The sequence below is a fragment of the Nonomuraea sediminis genome (genome assembly GCF_018531495.1).
Lineage (GTDB): Bacteria > Actinomycetota > Actinomycetes > Streptosporangiales > Streptosporangiaceae > Nonomuraea > Nonomuraea sediminis.
The window spans coordinates 1,347,109-1,370,990 of sequence record NZ_JAHDTI010000001.1; the positions used below are offsets into that span (position 1 = coordinate 1,347,109).

A 23,882-nucleotide genomic window follows, 5' to 3' on the forward strand; every position below is an offset into this window, starting at 1 on the left:
CGTCTCCTCAGGTTCGACCTGCGGGGGCGGGCAGGAAGCCCGTGGCGATCATCCGCTCCGCGTACCGTCTCATGATCACTTCGTCGACTTGGGGGAGCAGCGCGTCGTGACCCAGCAGGCGCTCGGTGTTGGCGATGTCGAGCACGGGCTCCCTCTTACCCTCGGTGTGGTGCGCGATGCGCCGCCGGAACATTTCTCTCTCTGTGCCGGATACCGCCCCGTCCGCGCGCGCGTCCCATTCGGCCACAGGCACCTTGTCGACCTGGTGGCCGATGGCATTGAGTACGTCCACGAACTCGGTGACCGCGACGGGCTTGGGCGCGCGGAAGTGGAACGTACGGCCGGCCGCCTCCGGACTGCGTGACAGGCGCACGATGGCGTCCGCCAAGCCGTCCACGGGCTGCATGTCGGTGGCCAGGTCCACGTCCGGGGCGGCACCCGCCAGCACGAACGCGCGGATCAGGCGGCACACCATGTCGTCGGTACGCCACACGCCTGCGGCCGTGTCGCCGGTGATGCGTCCGGGCCGGTAGACGGCGACCGGCAGGCCGCGTTCCCTGGCCAGGCGGACGACGTGCTCGGCGGCCCACTTGGCCTGGTTGTAGGCGATCTCTGGGGGCGGGGGGTCGTCGGGCAGTTCGGACTCGGTCCGCACCGGACCTTCCGCGCCGCCGAGGGGGAACACCGAGGTGGTGGAGACGTGGTGCACCGTGGTCAGCGGGCCGGTGGCGGCCAGCCGCAGCACCTCGCGGGTGCCGTCGACGTTGGGGCCGCGCAGGTCGGCGTAGGAGTGCAGGAGGTTCACGCTCGCGCCGACGTGATAGATCGTCGCCAGTTCCCCCGCCAGCGCGGCGAAGTCCCGCTCCGCCAGCCCGAGCAGGGGCTGCGCCAGGTCTCCCGGCACGGCCCGCAGCCGGGTCCGCCACGACTCCTGCCAGGTGCCCTGGGCGGCGAGGTGCTCCGCGAGCCGCGCCAGGCCGGTCTCCGGGTCCGGCGCGCGCACCAGGCAGACGATCTCGTCGTCGCCCTCGGCCAGGAGCCGGGCCAGCAGAAAGCCGCCCAGGAAGCCGGTGGCTCCGGTGACCAGCACCGTTCCGTCCATCCGTGCCTGGTCGCCGGGCAGGATCTCGGGGTCGAGCCTGATGTCGGCGCGGACGTCCGGTTCGCCCTGCCCGTCCGCTTGGGCGAGGTCGGCGGCGGTCGGGTGCTCGAAGAAGCGGCGGATCGGGATGTCGAGGCCGAGCCGATCGCGGGCCTCCTCCAGTACGCGCACGGCCATCAGGGAGTGGCCGCCCCTGGCGAAGAAGTCGTCGTCGCGTCCCACTGATTCGACGCCCAGCGCGGCGGCCAGAATCTCGCACAGGACCCGCTCGACGTCGTCCCGCGGTGCCTCTCCCCCGGATGGATGGTCGAGGGTGCGCGGGTCGGGCAGGGCGTCGCGGTCCACCTTCCTGCTGGGGGTCAGCGGCAGCTCGTCGAGGGGGACGATCACGGCGGGCACCATGTACTCGGGCATCCGGGCCCGCGCGAGCCCGCGCAGCGCGTCCGTGTCCAGGGTGCCGTCCGGCACCACGTACGCGACCAGCCGTTCGTCGCGCACCGCGGCCACGGCGTCGCGCACGGCCGGGTGCTCGCGCAGCACCTGCTCGACTTCGCCCAGCTCGATCCGATACCCGCGGAGCTTGACCTGGTGGTCGATCCGGCCGACGAACTCCAGGTTCCCGTCGTGGCGGTAGCGCACCAGGTCGCCGGTACGGTAAACGCGCTCCCCCTCGGGCCCGGCCACGAACCGCTCGGCGGTCTGATCGGGCCGGTTGAGGTATCCCAGCCCCACACCGGGCCCGCCGACCAGCAGTTCGCCGGGCACCCCTATCGGCGCGGGAACGTTGCCGCCCGGGGCCACGACGTGCAGCCGGGCGTTGGTCACCGGCCATCCGATCGGCGGGTGCCCGGGTCGGCTCACCGGATCGGACAAGGTGGCGTACACGGTGACCTCGGTGGGCCCGTAGGCGTTGATCAGCCGGGTTCGGGCCGACCAGCGCTCGGCCACGGCCGCCGGGCAGTCCTCGCCGCCGGTGACGAGCGTCCTGAGCGTGGGCACGTCCTCGGGGTTCAGGTGGGCGAGCAGGGAGGCGGGCAGGAGCGTGATGGTGACCTGGCGCCGGGAGATCACCTCCGCAAGGCCGGTGCCCACGCGCGGCTCGTCCGGCGCCGGGATGACCAGGGTCGCGCCGCCGAGCAGGGCCATCACCATCTCCCACACGGAGGCGTCGAAGCTGAAGGCGGCGAACTGCAGCATGCGATCGTCCTCGCGCATGCCGACCAGGTCGCGGGTCAGGTGGAGGTTGGCCACGCCCTGGTTCGACACCATCGCCCCCTTCGGGCGGCCAGTGGAGCCGGAGGTGTAGATCACGTACGCGAGGTCGCCCGGACCCGCCGCCCGGGTGGGAGCTCGTCCCGGGCGACGGGCGATCTCCGCGGCGTCCCGGTCGAGGCAGACGACGCGGCGCCCGGCCTTGGGCATCCGGTCCAGCAGGGTCTGCGTCGTCACGAGCACCGGAGCCTGGCTGTCGGCCAGCATGAACTCGACCCGCGCGGGTGGGTACTCCGGGTCGATCGGCAGGTAGGCGCCGCCGGACTTGAGCACGCCCAGCACCGCGACCGGGAGGTTCGCCGACCGGTCGAGCCCGAGTCCGACCAGCGTGCCGGGCCCGGCGCCCAGCTCGCGCAGCAGGTGTGCCAGGCGGTTGGCGCGGGTGTCCAGCTCGCGGTAGGTGAGCCGGTCCTCGCCGCACTCCACGGCGATCGCGTCCGGCCGGGCCCGCGCCTGCCGCTCGAACAGCTCCGCCGGCGACATCTCGGGCAGCGGAAGCTCGGGGCCGCGGCCCCACCGCTCCAGCAGAGCGCGCTCGGCGGCGGTGAGCGGCGGCAGGTCCGACAGGCGGCGGCCGGGCTCGAAGGCGTCCAGCACCAGCACGAGCTGGTCCAGCAGGCGGCCGATGGTCTCGGCGTCGAACAGGTCGGTGTTGTACTCGGCGGCCACGCGCAGCCCGTCTCCGCGCGGGGTGGCCAGCAGCGCCAGGTCGAACTTGGCCGTGCCCGCGTCCACGTCCAACGGCTCGACCGTGGCCTGGCCCAGGCGGCCTCCGGGCAGCGGGTTCTCCCCCGCCGACAGCGCCACCTGGAACAGCGGGGTGCGCGACAGGTCGCGCACCGGCCGTAGCTCCTCGACCAGCCGCTCGAAGGGCACCTCGGCGTGCGCGTACGCGCCCAGGCAGACGTCACGGGCACGGCCGAGCAGCTCGGTCACGGTGGGGTCGCCGTCCAGCCGCATGCGCAGGACCAGCGTGTTGGCGCAGAAGCCGATCAGGTCCGCGGTCTCGGGGCGCTCGCGTCCCGAGACCGGGGAGCCGACGACGACGTCGTCCTGGCGGGCGTACCTGCCGAGGACTACCGACGTGGCGGCGAGCAGGATCATGAACTGGGTGACCTGGGCGGAGTCGGCGAGCCGGCGCAGCCGTTCGAGCGTGCGGGCAGGCAGGCGGGTCTCCAGCGTGGCGCCCGCGAAGCTCTGCACGGCCGGTCGGGGCCGGTCCGAGGCCAGGTCGAGCACGGGCGCGTCGGCGAGCTCGTCCCGCCAGTAGGCGAGCGCCTCGGGCTCGGGCCGCGGCTGCGCGAGATCGGCGTACTGGATCTTGAGCTCGGGCAGCCCGTCGGGGGTGCCGGTGGTGTAGCAGTGGACCAGCTCGCGGACGAGCACGCCGGTGGACCAGCCGTCGCAGACGCCGTGGTGCAGCGCCATCGCCAGCACGTGCTCCTCCGGGGCGAGCCTGATCAGCGTCACGCGGGCCAGCGGGGCCTCGGTGAGCGTGAACGGCGTTCTGGCGTCCTCCTTGAGCAGGTGTTCCAGATCGTCGGGGTCGAGGTCGAGGCGTCTGATGGGGATGCGCAGGTCGGGCCGTACCTGCTGGTGGGGTTCGCCGTCGCGCAGGGCGAACGCGGTACGCAGCGTCTCGTGGCGGGCCACGACCGCGTCCAGCGCGCGCTGGAGCCGGTCCGGATCGAGCGGGCCTGTGAGGCCGACGGCACCGTGCATGACGTACGCGGCGCCGCTGCCCGGCTCCAGTTCCTGCAGGAACCACAGGCGGCGCTGCCCGGCCGAGGCGGGCAGGAGGTAGGACCCGTCCGGCTCGGGCACGCGCGGCCTGGGCTTGACCTGCTCGCGGGTCTCGCCCGTCTCTTCGAGCAGCCCGGCCAGCGAGGCGACGGTCGGCCGTTCGAACATGGCGCGCACCGGGATCGGCGCGTCGAGCGCGGCGACGACCCTGGTGGCCAGCAGCGAGTTGCCGCCGATGGTGAAGAAGTCGTCGTCGCGGCCGACGCGGTCCACGCCCAGCACCTCCTGCCAGACGCGGGCGACGCGCCGCTCCGGCTCGGTGGCGGGCGGCTCGTACTGGCTCGCCCCGGTGGCCGCGGTGCGGCCGGGGGCGGGCAGGGACCTGCGGTCCACCTTGTTGTTGGGCGTGCGCGGCAGCCGTTCCAGCACGGACAGAGAAGAAGGGACCATGTAGCCAGGCAGCCGCGCACGCAGCTTCTCCCAGATCTCCCGCTGCGGGATGTCCCCGTCGGCCGGCTCCGCGTACGCGGCCAGCCGCCGGTCCCCGGGCCCGTGCTCGGCGACGGTGACGGCCGCGTCGCGCACCGACGGGTGCTCGCGCAAGACCGCCTCGATCGCGCCCGGTTCGATCCGGTAGCCGTGCAGCTTGATCTGGTCGTCCAGCCGTCCGAGGAACTCCAGCCTGCCGTCGGCGCGCAGCCTGGCGGCGTCGCCGGTGCGGTAGAGGCGGCGTCTGGGGTCGCGGGGGTCGGGGACGAAGCGTTCGGCGGTGAGGCTCTCACGGCCGTGGTAGCCGTGGGCCAGGCCGTCCCCGCCGATGTGGATCTCGCCGGGGACGCCGGGGGGCACGAGGCGGCGGCGGTCGTCCAGGACGCGCAGCTCGGTGCCGGGGATCGGCTCGCCGAGCGGCACCAGGTCCTCGGTCCCTGTCAGGGGACAGCAGCTCGACCAGACGGTGGTCTCGGTGGGGCCGTACATGTTCCACACGCGCGCGCCCGCGGCGCTCAGCTCGCGTACAAGGTCGGCGGGTACGGCCTCGCCGCCGACGAGGGCGGTGAACGGGCCGTCGGCGCGCCAGCCCGCGTCCAGCAGGAGCCGCCAGGTGGTGGGCGTGGCCTGCATGACCGTGACGTGGCGCTCGCGGAGCCGGGCGGCGAGCAGCGTGCCGTCGGCGGCAGCCGTACGGTCGATCATCTCGACGCGGGCGCCGGCGAGGAGGGGCAGGAAGATCTCCAGGGCGGCGATGTCGAACGACACCGTGGTGACGGCGGCCATCACGTCGTCGGCCGCGATGCCGGGCCGCACGGCCATGGAGGTCAGGAAGGTGGTCAGGGCCCGGTTGGGCACCAGCACGCCCTTGGGGCGGCCGGTGGAGCCGGAGGTGTAGATCAGATAGGCCAGATCCTCGGGGCCGGCCTCCGACGGGATCGGGCCGGCAGGCCCGCTCTCGCTGACCGTCGGGTCCACGATCTTCCCGGAGAAGCCGCTGCTCCGGTCGGTGACCAGCGCGGCGGCGGCCGAGTCGGCGAGCATGTACGCGATCCGCTCCTCCGGCAGCTCGGCGTCCAGCGGCAGGTACGCGGCTCCTGCCCGCAGCACCCCGAGCAGGGCCACCACCAGCCCCGTCCCCCGGTCCAGGTGGACGGCCACCACGTCGTTGCGCCCGACACCGAGACCGCGCAGGTGGCGGGCGAGCCGGTTGGCGCGGGCGTCCAGCTCGGCGTAGGTGAGCGTGCCGACGGCGACCGCGTCCGGCGTGCGCGCGGCCTGCTCGGCGACCAGTGCGGCCACGCCACGGGAATCAGCGGTTGCCTGCGGTCCGACGCCTTGGCGGTCGAGCAGCGCCCGGTCCTCGTCGGTGATCATCGCGGCGGGCGCAAGCGGCCGGTCCGGGTCGTCCGCGGCCGACTCCAGCAGCGCCGTGTAGTGGCGCAGCAGGGCGTCGATCGTGGCCGCGTCGAACAGGTCGGTGTTGTACTCCAGCGTCACCTCGATGCCGTCCCCGACCGGCAGCAGCATCAGGAACAGGTCGAACTTGGCGGTCCCCGGATCCACGCGGAGCATCTCCACGCTCAGCCCGGCGTCCTGCGTGGCGGTCAGCGGCACGTTCCCGAAGACGAACATCACCTGGAACAGCGGGCTGCGCGAGAGGTCCCTGGCCGGGCGCAGCTCCTCCACCAGGCGGTCGAACGGCACGTCCTGGTGCGCGTACGCGTCCAGGCACGTCCTGCGGACGCGGCCGAGCAGCTCGCGGAACGCGGGACTGCCGGACAGATCGTTGCGCAGCACCAGGTTGTTGACGAAGAAGCCGATGAGGTGCTGCAGCTCGGGCAGGTCGCGCCCGGCGATCGGGGACCCGACGGCGACGTCGTCCTGTCCGCTGTGGAACGACAGCACGGCGGTGAACCCGGCCAGCAACGCCATGAACGGAGTGGCGTTCTCCCCCCGCGCGATCTCCTCCAGCCGGGCCACGAGCCCGCCGTCCAGCCTGACCGTCCTGGACGCGCCGCCGAACGTCTGCATGGCCGGCCTCGGCCGGTCGGTGGGCAGGTCCAGTGGTGCCATGCCGTCGAGCTGCCGCTTCCAGTACGCCACCTGCTCGGCGCGCTCGCCGGCCGCCGCTTCGAGTTGCCAGGCGGCGTAGTCGCCGTACTGGACCGGCAGGTCGGGCAGGTCCGGCTCCTCGCCCCTGGTCTCGGCCGCGTAGCAGGCCAGGAACTCGCGCAGGAACACGCCCGCGGACCACTGGTCGTACACGCTGTGGTGGAAGGCTGCGACCAGCACGTGCTCGCGCGGCCCGACGCGGATGAGCGCCACCCTGAACAGCGGCGGGACGGCCAGGTCGAAGGCGCGGCGGGTGATCGCGCGCACCGCCTCCGCCAGGTCGCGCCCGTCCAGCTCGACCCGCTCCAGCGGGACCTGGAGGGTCTCGGCGACGATCTGGACCGGCTCGCCGTCGTGCGCGTCCAGGCAGGTGCGCAGCGTCTCGTGGCGCGCGACGAGCCGGTCGAGTGCCCGCTGGGCCGCGTCAGCGTCCAACTCGCCGCGCAGCCGCAGCGCGCCGTGGTCCACGTACGCGGCCGTGCTGGCGGGGTCGAGCTGGTGCAGGAACCACAGCCGCCGCTGGCCGAAGCCGGCAGGCAGGACGAACCGGGTCATGACGGGATCTCCACCCTCGGGCGAGCAATGATCGTGGTCGCGCCGGCCTCCGCCTTGCCGCCGTCCAGCGTCTCGGCGAGGGCCGCCACGGTCGGGTGCTCGAACAGCGTGCGCACCTGGACCTCGATGCCCAGCTCCGCGCGGAGCCCGAAAGCGACGCGGGTGGCCAGCAGCGAGTGTCCGCCGAGCGCGAAGAAGTCGTCGTGGACGCCCACGCGATCCACGCCGAGCACCTCGCTCCACACGCGGGCCACGCGCTCCTCCACCTCGGTGCGCGGCGCGACGTACTCGCCGACGCCCGCCCTGGTGCCGCCGGGCTCGGGCAGGGCCGCCCGGTCCACCTTGCCGCTCGGGGTGAGCGGCAGCTCGTCCAGCAGCACGAAGTAGGCGGGCACCATGTACTCGGGCAGCCTCTCCTGGACGGCCGTGCGCAGGTCGGCCTCCTCCACCGACGTGGACGGGACGACGTAGGCGGCCAGGCGCACGTCGCCGGGGGCGTTCTCGTGGGCGGTCACCACCGTGTCCTTGACGGTGTCGCAGGAGCGCAGCACGGACTCGACCTCGCCGGGCTCGACGCGGAAGCCGCGCACCTTGACCTGGAAGTCGATCCGGCCGAGGAACTCGATGTCGCCGTCCTGCGTGCGCCGGGCCAGGTCGCCCGAACGGTACATGCGCTCGCCGAGCACGAAGGGGTCGGGCAGGAAGCACCGCTCGGTCAGCTCGGGCAGGTTCTGGTAGCCGTGCGCAACGCCGGGACCGCTGATGCACAGTTCGCCGGGCACCCCTGCCGGAACCGGCCGCAGGTGCTGGTCGAGCAGGTGGATGCGCAGGTCGGCGAGCGGTTTGCCGATGTTGCTGCGGGTCGGGCGGTCGAGGTCGGCGCGGGTGATGCGGTGGTAGGTGGCGTACACGGACGCCTCGGTGGGCCCGTACATGTTGACCAGGCGCGGGCGCTCGTCGCCGAAGCGGGTCAGCCACGGCTCGACGGTGCGGCCGTCCAGGTACTCGCCCGCCAGCACGATGTGCCGCAGATCGGCGGGGCGGTCCTGGTCTGTGCCCTCCAGCAGGTACGCCTGCCATGAGCGGAACGCCGACGGCGTCTGGCACAGGATCGCCACGCGGCTCTCGCGCAGCAGCTCGTCGAGCAGGTCGGGCGAGCGGGTGACCCACAGCGGCACGATCACCAGGCGCCCGCCGGTGGTCAGGGCGCCCCACGTCTCGAACACCGACACGTCGAAGGTGTAGGCGTGGAACATCGCCCACCCGTCGCCCGGCAGCCGGTCGAAGTGCTCGCCGGACGCCGTGAGCAGCCGGGACACGTTGGCGTGGGTGACCAGCACGCCCTTGGGGCGGCCGGTGGAGCCGGAGGTGTAGAGCACGTACGCGAGGTCGTCGGCGGTCCCGCGCGGTTCGTGCCGCGCCGGTTCGGTGGTGCCGAGCGTGTTCAGGTCGATCACAGGGACGTCGGATCCAGCAGCGTGGCCATGCGTGACCAGGGCGCGGGCGGCGGAATCGCCGATGATGTACTCCAGGCGCTCGCGCGGCTCGTCCACGCCGAGCGGCACGTACGCGGCGCCCGCGCGCCAGGTGCCCAGGATCGCGGCGATCAGGTCCGTCGAGCGCTCCACCAGCAGCGCCACCCGGTCACCCGGGCCGATGCCGTGGTCGATCAGCCGGGCGGCGAGCCGGTCCGCGCGTTCGGCCAGCTCGCGGTAGGTGAGCCGGTCTCCGTCGCACTCCACGGCCACCGCGTCGGGCGTGCGCGCGGCCTGCTCGGCGAACATCTCGTCCACGCGGCGTGGGGTGGGCTGCGGCGTGGTGGTGTCCAGCAGTCGTCGCTCTTCCTCCGGCAGCATCTCGACCTCGCCGATGGCCCGTGTGGGGTCTTCGGCGATGCTGTCCAGGATGGTGTGGAAATGACCGAGCAACCGTTCGACGGCGGGCTCCGGGAAACGGCGGGCGTCGAACACCATGCGCGGCGGCAGCCCCTCCCCCGGCACGATGATCATGATGATGGGGAAGTGCGGGCGGCCGTCGTAGGTGGACTCCGCGATGCGCACGCCGTACAGCTCCATCTCGGGGACCGGCACGTTCTCGAAGGCGAGGTCGGTCTCCAGCAGCGGCACCGAGGCAGGCAGGCCCGCGCACGCCCTGATGTCGGGGACGGAGATGTTGCCGTGCTCGCGCGCCTCCGCCATGGACGCCTGCAACCGCCGCAACCACGCGACGAGCTGTTCGTCCTGGTCGAGGGTGGCGCGCACGGGGATCGTGGCCAGCATCGGCCCGATGATGTGCTCGGCCCCCGGCAGCCCCGACGGCCGCTGGGTCCCGGTGGACCCGGCCACCACGTCGTCGTGGCGCAGGTACCTGCTGAGCAGGATGCTCCACGCGCCCTGCATGATCGTGTTCAGGGTCAGGCCATGCTCGCGGGCCACCTTGTCCAGCTTGGGTACGAGATCGCCGAGATCGACATCGGGCACCACCCGGTGCGTCGGCTCCTCGCCCGGGCTTCCCGCGTCCGCGGAGCCCAGGTCGAGCGGGGACGGCGGCTCGAATCCTGCGAGGTTCTCGCGCCAGAACGCCTCGGCCTGGCTGGTGTCCTGGCGCTGCCACCAGGCGACGTAGTCGCGGTAGGAGCGGGCGGGCGTCAGATCGGGCTCCCGGCCCTGGGCGAAGGCGTTGTAGCCGTCGGCGAACTCCTGGAAGGCCAGGCCGAACGACCAGCCGTCCATCAGGATGTGGGCGAAGCTCCAGAAGAACAGCCGGCGGCTGTCCGCCAGGCGGATCAGCGTCATCCGCATGAGCGGCGCCTCGGTGTAGTCGAATCCCTGCAGGCGGTCGGCCAGCGCCAGCTCGCGCAGCCTGCGATCCTGCTCGTCAGGAGGCAGCGGGCTCCAGTCCAGGTCCACGATGTCCAGGTCGGCGCGTTCGTGGACCACCTGGACGGACTTGCCGACCTCGCGCCAGTGGAAGCTGGTACGGAAGATCGGATGCCGCTGGATCATGCTGTGCCAGGCGCGGTCGAAGGCCGAGCGGTCGAGGTTCCCCTCGAAGGTCATGGTGATCTGCTCGACGTACACGCCGGTGCCGGGCTCGTACAGGTTGTGGAAGAGGATGCCTTCCTGCAACGGTGACAGGCCGTAGATGTCCTCGACGCCTTCGAGTTTCATCGAGTCTCCTCGTTCTCGGATTCGGTCCGGCGGGCCGAGAGTGTCGCCGCGAAGGCGCTCAGCTCGTCCTCGCCCAGCCCTGCCAGGGGGAAGTCGCTGGCGCTCACCGCGCCCGCGCCCGGGGTGCGGCAGTGCTCGGCCAGCGACCGCGCCGCCTCGGGCAGCGCCCTGGCCAGCTCGCAGAACTCCTGCTCGTTGCCGTCCCCGGCCAGCTCGATACGCAGCCCGGCGTCGCTCTCGTAAGAGGTCACCGTGGTGGTTCCGGCGGGGCAGTGGACGTCGCCGTCGAGCCGCCCGAGATGCCGCACCAGTACGCCGGGCACGCCCGGCCCTGGCTCGGCGGCGCGGTAGTGCTCCTTCACCGCCCGCAGGAGTTCGGCGGGATCGTCGGGCATGGTGTCGCCCAGGTCGATGGGGAGGATCCGGGCATACGGGCCCACCACCCGGTCGGCGTCGCGGGGGTCGATCTCGGCCGAGATACGGTCCGACCGGCCGCTGTCGCGCAGTGCCGCCGCGGTGACGGCCGCCATCACCTCGGACGGCGTCATGCGGTAGGCGCGTTTGGCGCCGCCGAACAGGGCTTCGGCGTCCGGGAGGGTCCCACCGGCCCGCCGCACGTCGCCGACCGCGATCGTCACCGCATCCGCGCTGCCGTCCGACGAGGGCTTCTCCGCCGCGGCGGTCCACCGGGCCAGGTGCGTGCCGGAGGGGTCAGGGACGACGGTGGGGCAGGCGCCCCCGGCCGCCAGGTCGCTCATGAGCAGCGGCCAGGACGGACCGTCCACCACCAGCTCGTGGGCGAGGAACACCAGGCGGCGATCGTCGTCCCCGAGCCTGAAGACGGCCGCCTGGACGACGGGGCCGCGGCACGGGTCCAGCTCGCCCGCCAGCTCGTCGGTCATCTGCCGCATCGCCTCGTCGCCGGGCAGTGCACGCAGGTCGATCTCCGGCGTATAGCCCTCGTCGCCGGCCTCGGTCACGTACTGTGCCCAGGCGCCGTCCTCCGCGCGGGAGAAGCGCAGGCGCAGTACGGCGTGCCGTTCGACCAGTGCGCGGACGGCCTGACCCGCCTGCTCCATGTCCTGTACGGGCAGCTCGGCGCGGTAGGCGCCGCTGGGCGGCTCGGTCGTGTCCGGTCCCAGCAGGCGTCGCTGGTACGGCGTGAGCGGCAGCGGGTCACCTGGCGCGGGCGCTCCGACGCCGCCGCGGTCGGCGAGCACCACGGCCAGCTCGGCGGCCGTCTGGTAGGTGAAGATGTCGGCGGGGCTGAGGTCGAAGCCTTCGGCGTTCGCGCGGGAGACGATCTGGATGCCCATGATCGAGTCGCCGCCGAGCGCGAAGAAGTTGTCCCGGGCGGAGACCCGCTCCACGCCGATCACCTCGCCGACGATCTCGGCGATGCGCGTGGCCAGGCCGTTCTCCTCGCCGTCGTCGGTCTCGGTGGCGACGCCGGGCTCGGGCAGCGCCGAGCGGTCCACCTTGCCGTTGGCGGTCAGCGGGAGCCGGTCCAGTACCGCGAACGCGGCCGGCATCATGTAGCCGGGCAACCGCTGCTCCACCAGCGCCCGCACGTCGGCGAGGAGCCGCTCCTCGTCCGTTCCAGAGGCGGGCACCAGGTAGGCGACGATCCTGCGGTGATGGCGGTCGGGGCCGACTGCGGCGGCGACCGCGGCCTCCACCGCGTCGCAGGCCAGCATGGCGGCCTCGATCTCGCCCAGCTCGATCCGGTACCCGCCGATCTTGACCTGGAAGTCCTCGCGGCCGAGGAACTCGATGTCGCCGTCGGGCAGCCGCCGCCCCAGGTCGCCGGTGCGGTACATCCGCTCGCCGGTCTCCGGATGGACGATGAACGCCGCGGCTGTGCGTTCCTCGTCGGCCCAGTAGCCCTCGGCCACGCCCGCGCCGCCGATGTACAGCTCGCCGGGCACCCAGACCGGGCACTCCCGCAGCCGGTCGTTGAACACGTGGAAGGTCTGGTTGCGCAGCGGGCGGCCGTACGGGATGGAGTCCCACGCCCGGTCCACCTCGCCGATCGGGTAGTAGATGGACCAGACGGCGGCTTCGGTGGCGCCACCGAGACTGATCACCTCGATGCCCGGGGCAGCGGCGCGCAGCCGGTCGGGCAGATCCACCGGGATCCAGTCGCCGGACAGCATGGCCAGCCGGAGCGGAACGTCGGCGTCGCCCGTGACGTACTCGGCGAACATCTGGGCCAGCGCGGGCACCGAGTTCCACACGGTCACCCGCCGCTGTGTGACCAGCTCCAGCCAGCGGGCCGGGTCGCGGCGGGCGTCCGGCTCGGGCAGCACCAGCGCGCCGCCGGCGCCCAGCACGCCGAACACGTCCCACACCGACAGGTCGAAGCTGAGCGACGACAGGCCGAGCACGCGGTCGTCCGGCCCGACCCCGAACCGCTCGTTGATGTCGAGCAGGGTGTTGAGCGCGGCCCGGTGCGTCAGCATGACGCCCTTGGGCAGGCCGGTGGAGCCGGAGGTGTAGATGACGTAGGCCAGGTCGTACGGGGACTGCACGGTCTCGGGGGGCTCGGCCGCTGTGGGCAGCTGGTCGAGGTCCACCGCGATCGTGCGCACCCCCTCACGGTCGGTGGCCTCCCGGCACAGGACGATCCTGGCGCGACCGTGTTCGAGCAGGTGGTCCTGGCGCTCGGGCGGGTAGTCGGGGTCGATCGGCAGGTACGCGCCACCGGCGAGCAGCACGGCGAGCGCGGCCACGATCTGCTCGCAGCCCTTGTCGACCAGCACACCGACGAGCTGTCCCGGACCGACGCCGAGGCGGCGCAGCCGGTGCGCGAGCTCGCAGGCCTGCCCGTAGAGCTGCCCGTACGTCAGCTCCCTGTCGGCCGCGGCGACGGCGAGGCGTTCCGGGTGGGCGCGGGCCTGCCGCTCCAGCGGGGCGTACAGCAGTTCGTCGGGCAGCGGCCCGGCCGTGTCGTTGACGGCCGCCACCAGGTCGCGGTCGCGGGCGGGCGGATCGGTGCGGAGCGGCCGGTCCCAGGCGGCGTCGCCCTCGGCGAGCTCGCGCAGCCGCTGCTCGAAGGACGCGAACATGTCGTCGAACATTCCGGACGGGAACAGGTCCTCGATCCCGTGCCAGCTCAGCTGGACGCCACCGGCCGCCTCCAGCACGCCCGCGTCCATCCAGACCTGCGGGGTCTGGGCGATCTCGTGCGTCATCTCGCCGAGCCAGCCGAACATCGACTCCGAGCCCGGCTCGCTCCGCTGGACGAGGGTGCTGGTGAAGACGATGGGCATGACGGCGCCCGCGGCGCCGCCGCGCTGGCGGGCCATCTCCCTGAGCACGTCCACGCCGTTGACGTGGCGGTATTCGAGGTCCTGCCAGCTCTGGTCGCGCAGCCGGGCGGCCAGCCCGGCGATGCCCTGGTCCGTGGTGAGGTCGACGGGCAGCAGGTCGAACGAGGCGAACTCGCCGACCAGGTCGGCGACCTGCTCGTGCACCTCGAACCGGTTGGTGACGGTCACGTTCAGGGTGAACCGCCCGGATCTGCACCAGGTGCCGATCACGTCCGCGTACACCGCGAGCAGCACCGACGACGGGGTGAGGCCGCGCCTGGCCGCGCCTTCGGCGACGCGGTCCCAGCAGTCGGACTCCAGCAGAGCGCGGCGGGCGGTGAACCGAGGCTGCTCCACCTGCTCGGGCGAGCGGGCCAGCGGCAGGTCGGGCGGGGGCGGCAACTCGGCGACGCGTTCGCGCCAGTAGCGCATCGCACGCTCGTGCAGCGGGCCGGTGCGGATGGTCTCGGCCGCCAGGATGTAGTCGCGGTACGACAGTTCCAGCGGCTCCGGTTCCTCGCCCGCGTACAGCCTGCCCCAGTCGCGCAGGAGGAGCCTGATGCTGCCGATGTCGGCGATCAGGAGGTCGAACCCCAGGTGCAGCCGGTGTCCGCCGCCGGGCAGCTCGCTGACCGTGATGTCGAACAGCGGCCAGCGGTCCGGCGGGCCGGAGGCGTGGGACAGTGCTTCGCGCAGCTCCAGCGGGTCACGGTCCGGGCGCTCGAAGCGGTAAGGGCCGGCGTCGGGGAGTATGCGCTGGTGGCCGTCTTGGGTGACGACGGCGCGGAGCATGGCGTGGCGGTCCATGAGCCGGTTCCAGCTTCGCTCCAGCCGGTCCAGGTCGACGTCGTCCCGGACGTCCACCTCCCAATAGACGTGCGCGCCGACGCCGCCGCCGCGCATGCCCGCCAGGCGGCCGATCCACTGGGCCTGCTGCATCTCGCTGAGCGGGAACGGCTCGTGCAGGTGCTCGGGGTCGGGGGTGGCGGCGGGCAGCCCGGGATCGGTCTCCTCAGGGGCGCCGCCGATCAGCTCGGCCAGCCCGGCGACGGTCCGCTTGTTCAGCAGGCGGCGAATAGGGATGGATACGCCCAGCTCGGTCTGGATGGCCGTGGCCAGCCGGGTGGCCAGGAGCGAGTGGCCGCCGAGCTCCAGGAAGTCGTCGTTCGCACCCACGGGCTCGACGCCGAGCAGCCGCTGCCAGATGGCGGCCAGACGCCGCTCGGTGTCGTCGCGCGGCTCGACGTAGGGGGCCGAGATGTTCGGACGGGTGGCCCGTACGTCCAGGTCGCCGAACTCGTCGGCGGTGTCAGGGGCGTCGATCTCCAGCTCACCCGCGCCGCCTGCGGCGCGGCCCTCGATCCAGTACCGGCCGCCCTGGAACGGGTACGGGGGCAGCTCGACGCGGCGGCGGCCGGCGCCGTGCAGGCGCGCCCAGTCCACCCTGCCGCCGCCCGCCCACGCCAGGCCGACGGCGCGCAGCAGGTGCTCACGGTCGTCCGCCTCCTGGTCGGGGGCGCGCAGGGCAGGAACGGCCGTCGCCGACTCCGCCGCCGGGTTCTGCCTGGCCAGCGTGGCCAGGGTGTGTCCGGGTCCGACTTCAAGCAGGACCCCCACGCCGCTCTCGGCCAGCACGCCGACGGCGTCGCCGAACCGTACAGGCTCGCGGGCCTGGCCGGTCCAGTACGCCGGGTCGACAGCCTCCTCCGGCTTGATCCACTGCCCGGTACGGCCGGACGCGAACGGGACACGCGGCTCGCGCATGCGCACCTGGCGCAGAACGTCGGCCAGGCCGGGCAGCATCGGGTCCATCATCGCCGAGTGGAAGGCGTGCGAGGTGCGCAGCGGGCGACAGGGCACGTCCCCCTCGTCCAGTCGCCGTCGCAGCTCATCAACGGGTGCGGCGGGTCCGGATACCACGCACAGGCCGGGGGCGTTGACGGCGGCCAGCGACAGCTCGGGCGCGAGCAGGCCCTTGACCTCGTCCTCCGGCAGGGCGACCGAGAGCATCGAGCCCGGCGGCAGCTCCTGCATGAGCCGGCCGCGGGCGGCGACCACGCGCAGGCAGTCCTCCAGCGTGAACACCCCTGCCAGGCAGGCCGCGGTGAACTCGCCGACGCTGTGCCCCGCCATCACGTCAGGGGTGACGCCCCAGGTGCGCAGTAGCTCGGCCAGCGCGTACTCGATCGTGAACAGGGCGGGCTGGGCGATCGCGGTCTGGCGCAACCGGTCGGCGGCGTCCGGGTCGTCCGGGTCGGCGAACAGCAGGGTGCGCAGGTCGAGCCCCACTTCGGGGCCGAGCAGCTCGGCGCAGGCATCCACGCGATCACGGAAGACCGGCTCGCTGTCGTACAGTCCGCGGCCCATGCCGGGGTACTGGCTGCCCTGGCCGGTGAACAGGAAAGCCGTGCGCGTGTCGCGCGCGGCCGGCCCGTCGCCGGTCCTGGCGGCGTCGCGCTCCTCCAGGGCCCGCGCCGCCGACGCCGCATCCCCGGCCACGACGATCCGCCTGCGGGGCAGGTCACGCCGCCCGGACTGCAGGGTGTACGCGACGTCGGCCAGCTCCAAAGCCGCGGCGTCGTCGCGGAGGCGGGCGGCCAGGGACGCGGTCAGCTCGTCGAGGGCGCGCGGGTCGCGCGCGGACAGCGGCAGCACCTGCACCGGGCGCTCTGCCCGCGCGCGGGGCGGCCGCTCGGGGGCCTCCTCCAGCACCACGTGGGCGTTCGTGCCACCCATGCCGAACGAGCTGACGCCGATGCGCCTGGGCGTGCCGTTGGACTTCCACGGCTGCGCCTCGGCGGGCACGTAGAAGGGGGTGCGGGCGAAGTCGATCTCGGGGTTGGGCGACTCGAAGCCGGGGATGGGCGCCAGCTCGCCCTCGCGCAGTTGCAGCACGGCCTTGATGAGCCCGGCGACCCCGGCCGCGCTGTCCAGGTGCCCGATGTTGGCCTTGACCGCGCTGAGCGCGCAGAATCCGGTCCTGTCGGTACGCGAACCGAACACGTCGGCCAGCGCCCGCACCTCGATGGGATCCCCCAGAGGCGTGCCGGTGCCGTGCGCCTCGATCGCGGTGACCGTGGCCGGCTCGACCTCGGCCACGCCCAGCGCGTCCGCGATGGCCCTGGCCTGCCCGTGCACGCTCGGCGCGGTGTAGCCGACCTTGTCGGCGCCGTCGTTGTTGACCGCCGTGCCCCGGATGACCGCGAGGACGTTGTCGCCGTCGGCCACGGCGTCCTCCAGGCGGCGCAGCACCACGGCGGCGACGCCGTTGCCCGCCACCGTGCCGTCGGCCCTGGCCTCGAAGGGACGGCAGTGCCCGTCCGCGGAGAAGATCATGCCTTCCCGGTAGAGGTAGCCGCTGCGCTGCGGCAGCCGTACGGTCGCGCCCCCGGCCAGCGCCATGTCGCATTCGTCCGCGAGCAGCGCCTGCGCGGCCAGGTGCACCGCCACCAGGGAGGACGAGCAGGCGGTCTGCACGGTCACGGCCGGGCCGTCCAGGTCGAGCTGGTAGCTGACGCGGCTGGCCAGGTAGTCCTTGTCGTTGGCGGTGACCAGCTCCAGCGCGTCGCCTCCGGACGGCAGGGCGCGCCCGCCCAGCAGGTTGACCAGCAGGTACGTGGAGATGTTGGAGGCCCCGTACACGCCGATGGAGGGCCCTTCGCGGCCGGGCCGGTGCCCCGCGCTCTCCATGGCCTGCCAGCAGGTCTGCAGGAACAGCCGCTGCTGCGGGTCGATCAGCGCCGCCTCGCGGGCGCTGTAGCCGAAGAAGGGCGCGTCGAACAGATCCACGCCGTCCAGCGGGAACCCGGCCTTGACGTAGCCCGGCGAGTCCAGCAGCTCCCGCGGCACCCCTTCGGCCAGGATCTCCTCCTCGCCGAAGCGGACCAGCGACTCGACGCCGCCGCGCAGGTTCGCCCAGAACTCCTCCACCGAGGCCGCGCCGGGGAAGCGCCCCGCCATGCCGATGACGGCGATGCCCATGCCCGCGTCCATGCTCATGTCTCCCTACGTCCGTCCCGGCCGCCTTTCCGGCCGTCCATGCCGCGGCGGCGCGCGCGGCGTCTCGCCCGTTCGAAGCCCGCCTGTACGGGCGCCGGATCGGTGTCCAGGCCGTCGGACAGGTGTGCGGCCAGGCGCCTGATGTTCGGGTACTCGAACATGGTCAGCAGCGGGAACTCGCGGCCGAGCGCGGACTGCAGCCTGCGGTGGACCTTGACGATGGTGGCCGAATCCGCGCCCAGCTCGGCGAAGTTCCGCAGCACGTCCACGTGCTCGGCGCCGTCCAGCGCGTCGGCGAACACCGACACCATCATCTGTTCGGCCTCCGTTTCCGGGGCCGGTCCGCGCCTGGTGGGGTCCGCGTTCTCGGCCAGGTCGCGCAGCGTCAGCCGGTCCACCTTGCCGCGCGAGGTGAGAGGGATGCGGTCCACCACGTGCACCGCGGACGGCACCATGTAGCCGGGCAGCCGCGCGGCCAGGTGCCGCCGCAGCGTCTCGCGCAGATCGCCGTCGCCGTTCTCGTCGTCGGCGAGCGGGCCGCCGACCAGGCCGTGCAGCACCTCGTGGCCACCGTCCAGCGCCAGGGCCGCGCGCAGCTCCGGCGTGTCGCGTACCAGGCCGACCTGGCAGAGGCCCAGGTCGTGGCCGGGCGCGGCCAGTTCGAGCAGCTGGGCCATGAGCCCGGCTTCGAGCAGGCAGAAGTCCCGGGTGCGGGCCCCGTACATAGGCTCCATGGCGGCACGCTGCGCCACCAGGAAGATCGCGAACGAGCCCGCCTCGAACAGCGGCCGGTTGGAGGCGGCCTGCACGTCGGCGGGCAGTTCGCCGTCGCCGGTGCTGACCAGCTCGTGGGTCGCCGGGTCGTGGTAGTAGGCGCCAGGCCCAAGCCCGCGCACCCTGCCCGGCGGCACGTACAGGTACGTCTGCACCGGGTAGAGCGACCCGGCCGAGCCGTAGCGGTGCTTGGGCCAGGTGCCCCCCTCCTGGCCGGCCAGCACACCGAGCAGCCCGCCGACCTCCTCCCGTGACACGGGACGGTCGGCGAACGCCCGGTGGCTGGCCCGACGCTCGGCCGCCTCGTCGGACAACGGCGGCGTCAGAGGCAGCCGTTCCCCCTCCAGGTCGGTACGCCGTCCCGGTCGCCTGGCCTTGAACGCCAGCCGTTCCATCGGGTCGACGATCTCCGCGTCGAGCTCGTCGTCCTTGGCCTCGTGGGCGGCGACGAACGCGACGAGCAGGCGGCGGGCACGATCGGCCACCACGGCCGCCTGCCGTACCGACGGGTGCGCGGCGAGCGCGTTCTCGATCTCGCCGAGCTCGATGCGATTCCCGTTGATCTTGACCTGGAAGTCGTCGCGGCCGAGGATCTCCAGCGTGCCGTCGGGACGCCAGCGGCCCAGGTCGCCGGAGCGGTACAGCCGCTCCCCCGTCCTGGGGTGGGTGACGAAGGCGGCGGCGGTCCGCTCGGGGTCACGCCAGTAGCCGTCGGCCAGTCCCGCGCCGCCGATGTACATCTGGCCGGGGACCCACACGGGGCATGGGGCCAGCGCTTCGTCGAGGATGTGGATGGTGTGGTTGCGCATGGGCCGTCCGTACGGGATCGACTCCCAGGCAGGATCGACGTCACCGACGGGGAAGGCCACGCACCAGATGGCGGTCTCGGTCGGACCGCCGGAGGCGATGATCCGCGCGCCGGGGGCGAGCGACCGGACCCGGCCGGGCAGGTCCAGGGGGATCCAGTCGCCCGACAGCCAGACGGCGCGCAACCCCGCCATGGCGTCCGGGGTCGCGCCGCCATCCTCCACGTGCTCGACCAGCATGCGCAGCAGGGCGGGCACGGAGTTCCACAGCGTCACGCGGTGTTCGGCCATCAGCTCGGCCCACCGGCCCGGGTCGCGGGCGGCGTCCGGCTCGGGCAGGACCAGGGCGGCGCCGGCGCCGAGCGCGCCGAACACATCCCAGACCGACAGGTCGAAGCCGAGCTGGGACAGACCGAGCACTCGGTCGTCGGGTCCGGCCTGCATGCGGTCGTTCGCGTCGGCCAGGGTGTTGAGGGTGGCGCGGTGGGTCTGCGCGACGCCCTTGGGCGTGCCGGTGGAGCCGGAGGTGTACAGGACGTACGCGAGGTCGGTGGCCTGCTGGACCGGCTCGGGGTCGGGGGCGTCCGTGACCGGCGCGTCCAGGTCCACAGGGATCACCGTGATCCCTTCCGGCCAGGCGCGGCCGCCCGGATGCGCGAGCACGGCGGCCACCTGGCCGTGGTCCAGCATGAAGTCCTGGCGCGCCTCGGGCAGGTCGGGGTCGATCGGCAGGTAGGCGGCGCCGGAGCGGAGCACGCCCACGGCCGCCGTGACCTGCTCGGCGCCCTTGGGCAGGCAGACGCCGACGAGCTGGTTCGGCCGCACGCCCAGGTCGCGTAGCCGCCGGCCGACCCGTCCGGCGTGGGCCCACAGCTCGGCGTACGTCAGTACGCGGGCGGCGGTGATCACGGCCGGTGCCCCGGGCCGGGTCCGTGCCTGCTCATGGAGGCCGGAGATGAGCAGGCCGTCCGGCACGGGGCCGGCCGTGTTGTTGGCGGCTTCGATCATCCGGCGTTGGCCGGTGGGCAGCGGATCGAAGCCGCCCGGCTCCCAGGCGCGCTCGCCGTCGGCCAGCTCGGTGAGCAGCCGGCAGTACGCGCCGAACATGTCCTCCACGAAGCCCGGTGGGAAGGCCGCCTCGACGGCGTCCCAGTTGAACGCCAGCGCGCCGTCGTCCTCGTACACCTGGTGGTCGAGCAGGACCTGCGGGGTCTGGGTGATGGCATGGTCCAGGTCGCCCAGCCAGCGCGACCCCCACTCGCCCTGGCTGAACTCCTGGTCGCGGCCGTGCTCGCGAACGCTGGCGAACACGACCGACGCGAACTCGCCGGGCGCGAGGCCCTGGGCCCGCTGGGCGTCCCGCATGACCTCGGTGCCCGGGTAGAAGCGGTGCTCGACGTCCTGCCAGAGGCGGCGCTGGAGGCGGCGGGCCAGCCCGGCGACGCCGTCGCCAGGACGCAGGTCCGCCTCCAGCAGCGTGACGGAGGTGAAGTCGCCGAGGATGTGCTCGATGTCCGGGTGCAGGGGGTAGCGGCTGAACAGCGGCACGTCCAGGGTGAAGTGCCGCGACCCGCTCCAGGCCGACAATGTGGTGGCGTACACGGCCAGCAGCAGCACAGACGGTGTGACGCCGAGCCCGGCCGCCTTGGCGCGCAGGCGGCTCCATCGTTCGGCGTCCACGGTGTGCCTGTGGCGGTGGCGGCGCGGTGGCCCGGCGTACGCGACCCGCGGGAAGCTGGGCGCGGGCGGGAGGTCGGCGGCGCGCGCCCTCCAGTAGGCGCGCGAGCGGCGATAGGCGTCGGAGTGCTTCAGTTCGGCGGCGGCCAGGACGAAGTCGCGGAAGGAGACGCCGGTCTCGGGCAGGCGGGCGTCCAGGTCGCGGTACAGGTCCCCCCATTCCAGGAAGAACAGGCGGACGCTGGCCACGTCGAAGCAGAGCAGGTCGAGGCTGACGTGCACGCGGGAAGTGCCGTCCGGCAGCCAGGTGAGGCGGATGTCGAACGGCGGCCACTCCCCCAGCGGCAGCACCTGGTGGTCCAGCTCGGCACGTACGCGGTCCAGGTGGGCGCCGACCTCGGCGTCGGTGGCCTGGCGCAGGTCGTACTCGGGAACGGCCACCGGCGGCGCCTGCGGCAGGATGCGCTGGGTGCCGTCGGGCATGATCACGGCGCGGAGCATCTCGTGCCTGGCCACCAGCCGCTCCAGGGCGGCGCGCAGGCGGTCCGCGTCCAGGCCGGGGGCGGCGTGGTGCTCGGCGTACAGGTGGATGGAGGTGCCGCCGAGGTCGAACGTCGAGGCGCGGCCCACCAGGTAGGCGTGCTGGATGTCGGTCAGGGGGAACGGCTCGAAGCGGTGCTCCGTGCCGTCGGTGAGGGACGGCCAGGCCATGTCAGCGCGTTCGGCGTCGATCACGGCCCTGGACAGGTCTCTTGCGGTGCCGCCGAGGACGTCGGTGAGGGACAGGGTGACGCCGAAGTCGCGTTCGAGGGTCTGCCGGAGCGTGATCGAGCGCACCGACTCCAGGCCAAGCGCGACGAGCTGGGCATCGGCGTCCACATCGCCGACACCCAGCACGTCGCCGACCCGCCGCAGCACTTCCACCTCCAGCTGGGCGGGTGGCAGGGCTCTGACGTCCACTCTTCCGCGCTCGGACCGGGGCGCCCGGCCGGCGGTCAGGCGGCTCAGCGGGCGCAGCCGGCCGGCGAGATATGCCTGGCGGGAGGCGGCACGACGGACCTTGCCCATCCCGGTGCGGGGCAGGTCGCCGGGGTCGACCACGAGCACGTCGCGCGGCTCGACGTCGTGGGCGCGGACCACCGCGCTCCTGACGGCCGCGGCCACGTCATCGGGGGCCTCGCCGTTGCCGACCGGCTGGACGACGACCAGTTCCTCGCCCTCGTCCCCGTCCACGGAGAAAGCGGCGCCGGACGCCTTCAGGGTGGGGAGTGCCTGCGAGGCGGTCTCCTCGATGTCCTGGGGATAGAGGTTGCGCCCGCGGATGATCACCAGTTCCTTGAGCCGCCCGCACACGTACAGCTCGCCTTCGTGCAGGAAGCCCAGGTCACCGGTGCGCAGGTACGGCCCCTCGCCGGAGGTCAGCCGGGCGCGGAAGGTCTCGTCCGTCTCTTCGGGCCGCCGCCAGTAGCCGGGGCAGACGACCTCGCCGGCGACCCAGATCTCCCCCACCCGTCCGTCGGCGCACGGCCGCCGGTCGTCCGGGGACACGATGCGCACCTCGGCGTTCGGTCCCGGACGGCCGCAGGGGACCAGCCGCCGTGCGCCGGGTCCGTCAGCGGTGACCTCCGGGGTGACCAGGGCGTGGCCGTGGTCGAGTTCCGTGGCGTCCACGGCCAGGCTCGGGGCCCCGCCGGAGTGGCCGACGACGATCTGCATCGTCTCGGTCAGTCCGTACGCGGGGAAGAACGTCTCCCGCCGGAAGCCACACGAGGCGAACGTGTCCGCGAAGCGGTCCAACGTGGCGGGCTGGATGCGCTCCCCACCTACCAGGGCCGCGTGCCAGCCGTCGAGCCGCAGCCCGGGAAAGGCGGCGGGGTCGACGAGGTCCACGCAGCGCTGGTAGGCGAAGTTGGGGCCGCCGCTGAGCACGGGCCCGTCCAGGGCGGAGATGGCCGCCAGCCACCGCTGCGGCTCGGCCACGACGTCCTCGGGCGCGAGCGACACGGCCTGGCCGCCGGTGAGCTGGGGCAGCAGCAGATGGCCGAGGCCGAGCGCGTGCGCGGCGGGCAGCCAGTTGACCGTGTTCCCGCCGGCCGGCAGCCCGGCCAGCGCGCGGAAGTTCTCCAGCTGGGCCAGCATCGCCTCATCCGACACCATGATCGCCTTCGGCGCGCCTGTCGAGCCCGACGTGTACATGAGCAGGAGCAGCTCGCCTTCGGCGCGCGGCGACCAGCCGTCGCCCTCGGAGTCGGGAATGGCGTCCACGTCCAGGTGGGGAAGCCCCTCGAGCACCGGGCCCTCCCCCTGTTCGGTCAGCACGGCGCCCGCGCCGCAGTCCCCGGCGATGCGCTGGAGCACCTGGGGGCTGCCCGCGGGGCAGGGGACCGCGGGCAGGCCCGCGTACAGGCAGCCGTAGAAGGCGGGGACGAAACCCCTCCCTGACGGCAGCACGAGCAGCACCGGCGCCCGCTCCAGACCGAGCGCGCACAGCCGGGCGCCGATGGCGCGGGCCCTGCGGTCCAGCCCGCCCCTGGTCAGCGAGGTACCCGCGGCACCGGGGACATGGCCGGGGTCGAGAAACCGGTAGGCGACACTCTCGGGGTCGCGCTCCGCAAGGTTTCTGACGACATCGAAGAACCCCTTGACTCGGCTGTCCGCCAACTCCGTCACCGATCGCTCCGATCACTGCAGGCAAGACGTACGGCCACGAGCCTGCTAAGCGGACGCCGGTCACGGAAACCTCGATCGGCGTGGGCGACCGGGCAACAGCCGGGGCCTCCGGATGGCTACCCCAGAGCTGCACCTCTGATTGAGGCCCCTGATGAGGGCTATGCCGCCGAGGTCGCCACGGCAGTCTGGACGCGAGCCG

The 23,882-nt window shown here is 73.2% G+C and carries 4 protein-coding genes; all 4 read right to left on the minus strand.

Annotated elements, in window-relative coordinates; translation table 11 throughout:
• Positions 1-7: 7 nt before the first annotated feature.
• The 4 genes from KIK09_RS06275 to KIK09_RS06290 are packed head-to-tail and all read right to left on the minus strand — an operon-like array spanning position 8 to position 23,683.
• Entirely contained in the window at positions 8-7,276 is a 7,269-nt protein-coding gene (locus KIK09_RS06275; RefSeq protein ID WP_214317640.1) for a non-ribosomal peptide synthetase, read from the minus strand.
• Positions 7,273-10,446, minus strand: a complete 3,174-nt coding sequence (locus KIK09_RS06280; RefSeq protein ID WP_214317641.1) for a non-ribosomal peptide synthetase — start codon at positions 10,444-10,446, stop codon at positions 7,273-7,275. The genes KIK09_RS06275 and KIK09_RS06280 overlap by 4 nt, the downstream gene beginning before the upstream one ends.
• Positions 10,443-17,756: a non-ribosomal peptide synthetase/type I polyketide synthase gene (locus tag KIK09_RS06285; RefSeq protein ID WP_214317642.1), complete on the minus strand. Its 7,314-nt coding sequence runs from the start codon at positions 17,754-17,756 to the stop codon at positions 10,443-10,445. The genes KIK09_RS06280 and KIK09_RS06285 overlap by 4 nt, the downstream gene beginning before the upstream one ends.
• Complete coding sequence (locus KIK09_RS06290; RefSeq protein ID WP_214317643.1) at positions 17,753-23,683, minus strand: non-ribosomal peptide synthetase; 5,931 nt, start codon at positions 23,681-23,683, stop codon at positions 17,753-17,755. Before KIK09_RS06290 ends, KIK09_RS06285 begins: the two co-directional genes overlap by 4 nt.
• Positions 23,684-23,882: the final 199 nt, after the last annotated feature.

Coding starts and splice junctions, on each gene's coding strand:
- KIK09_RS06275 (WP_214317640.1), bottom strand. CDS start 7,276: ATGACCCGGTTCGTCCTGCCTGCCGGCTTCGGCCAGCGGCGGCTGTGG.
- KIK09_RS06280 (WP_214317641.1), bottom strand. CDS start 10,446: ATGAAACTCGAAGGCGTCGAGGACATCTACGGCCTGTCACCGTTGCAG.
- KIK09_RS06285 (WP_214317642.1), bottom strand. CDS start 17,756: ATGAGCATGGACGCGGGCATGGGCATCGCCGTCATCGGCATGGCGGGG.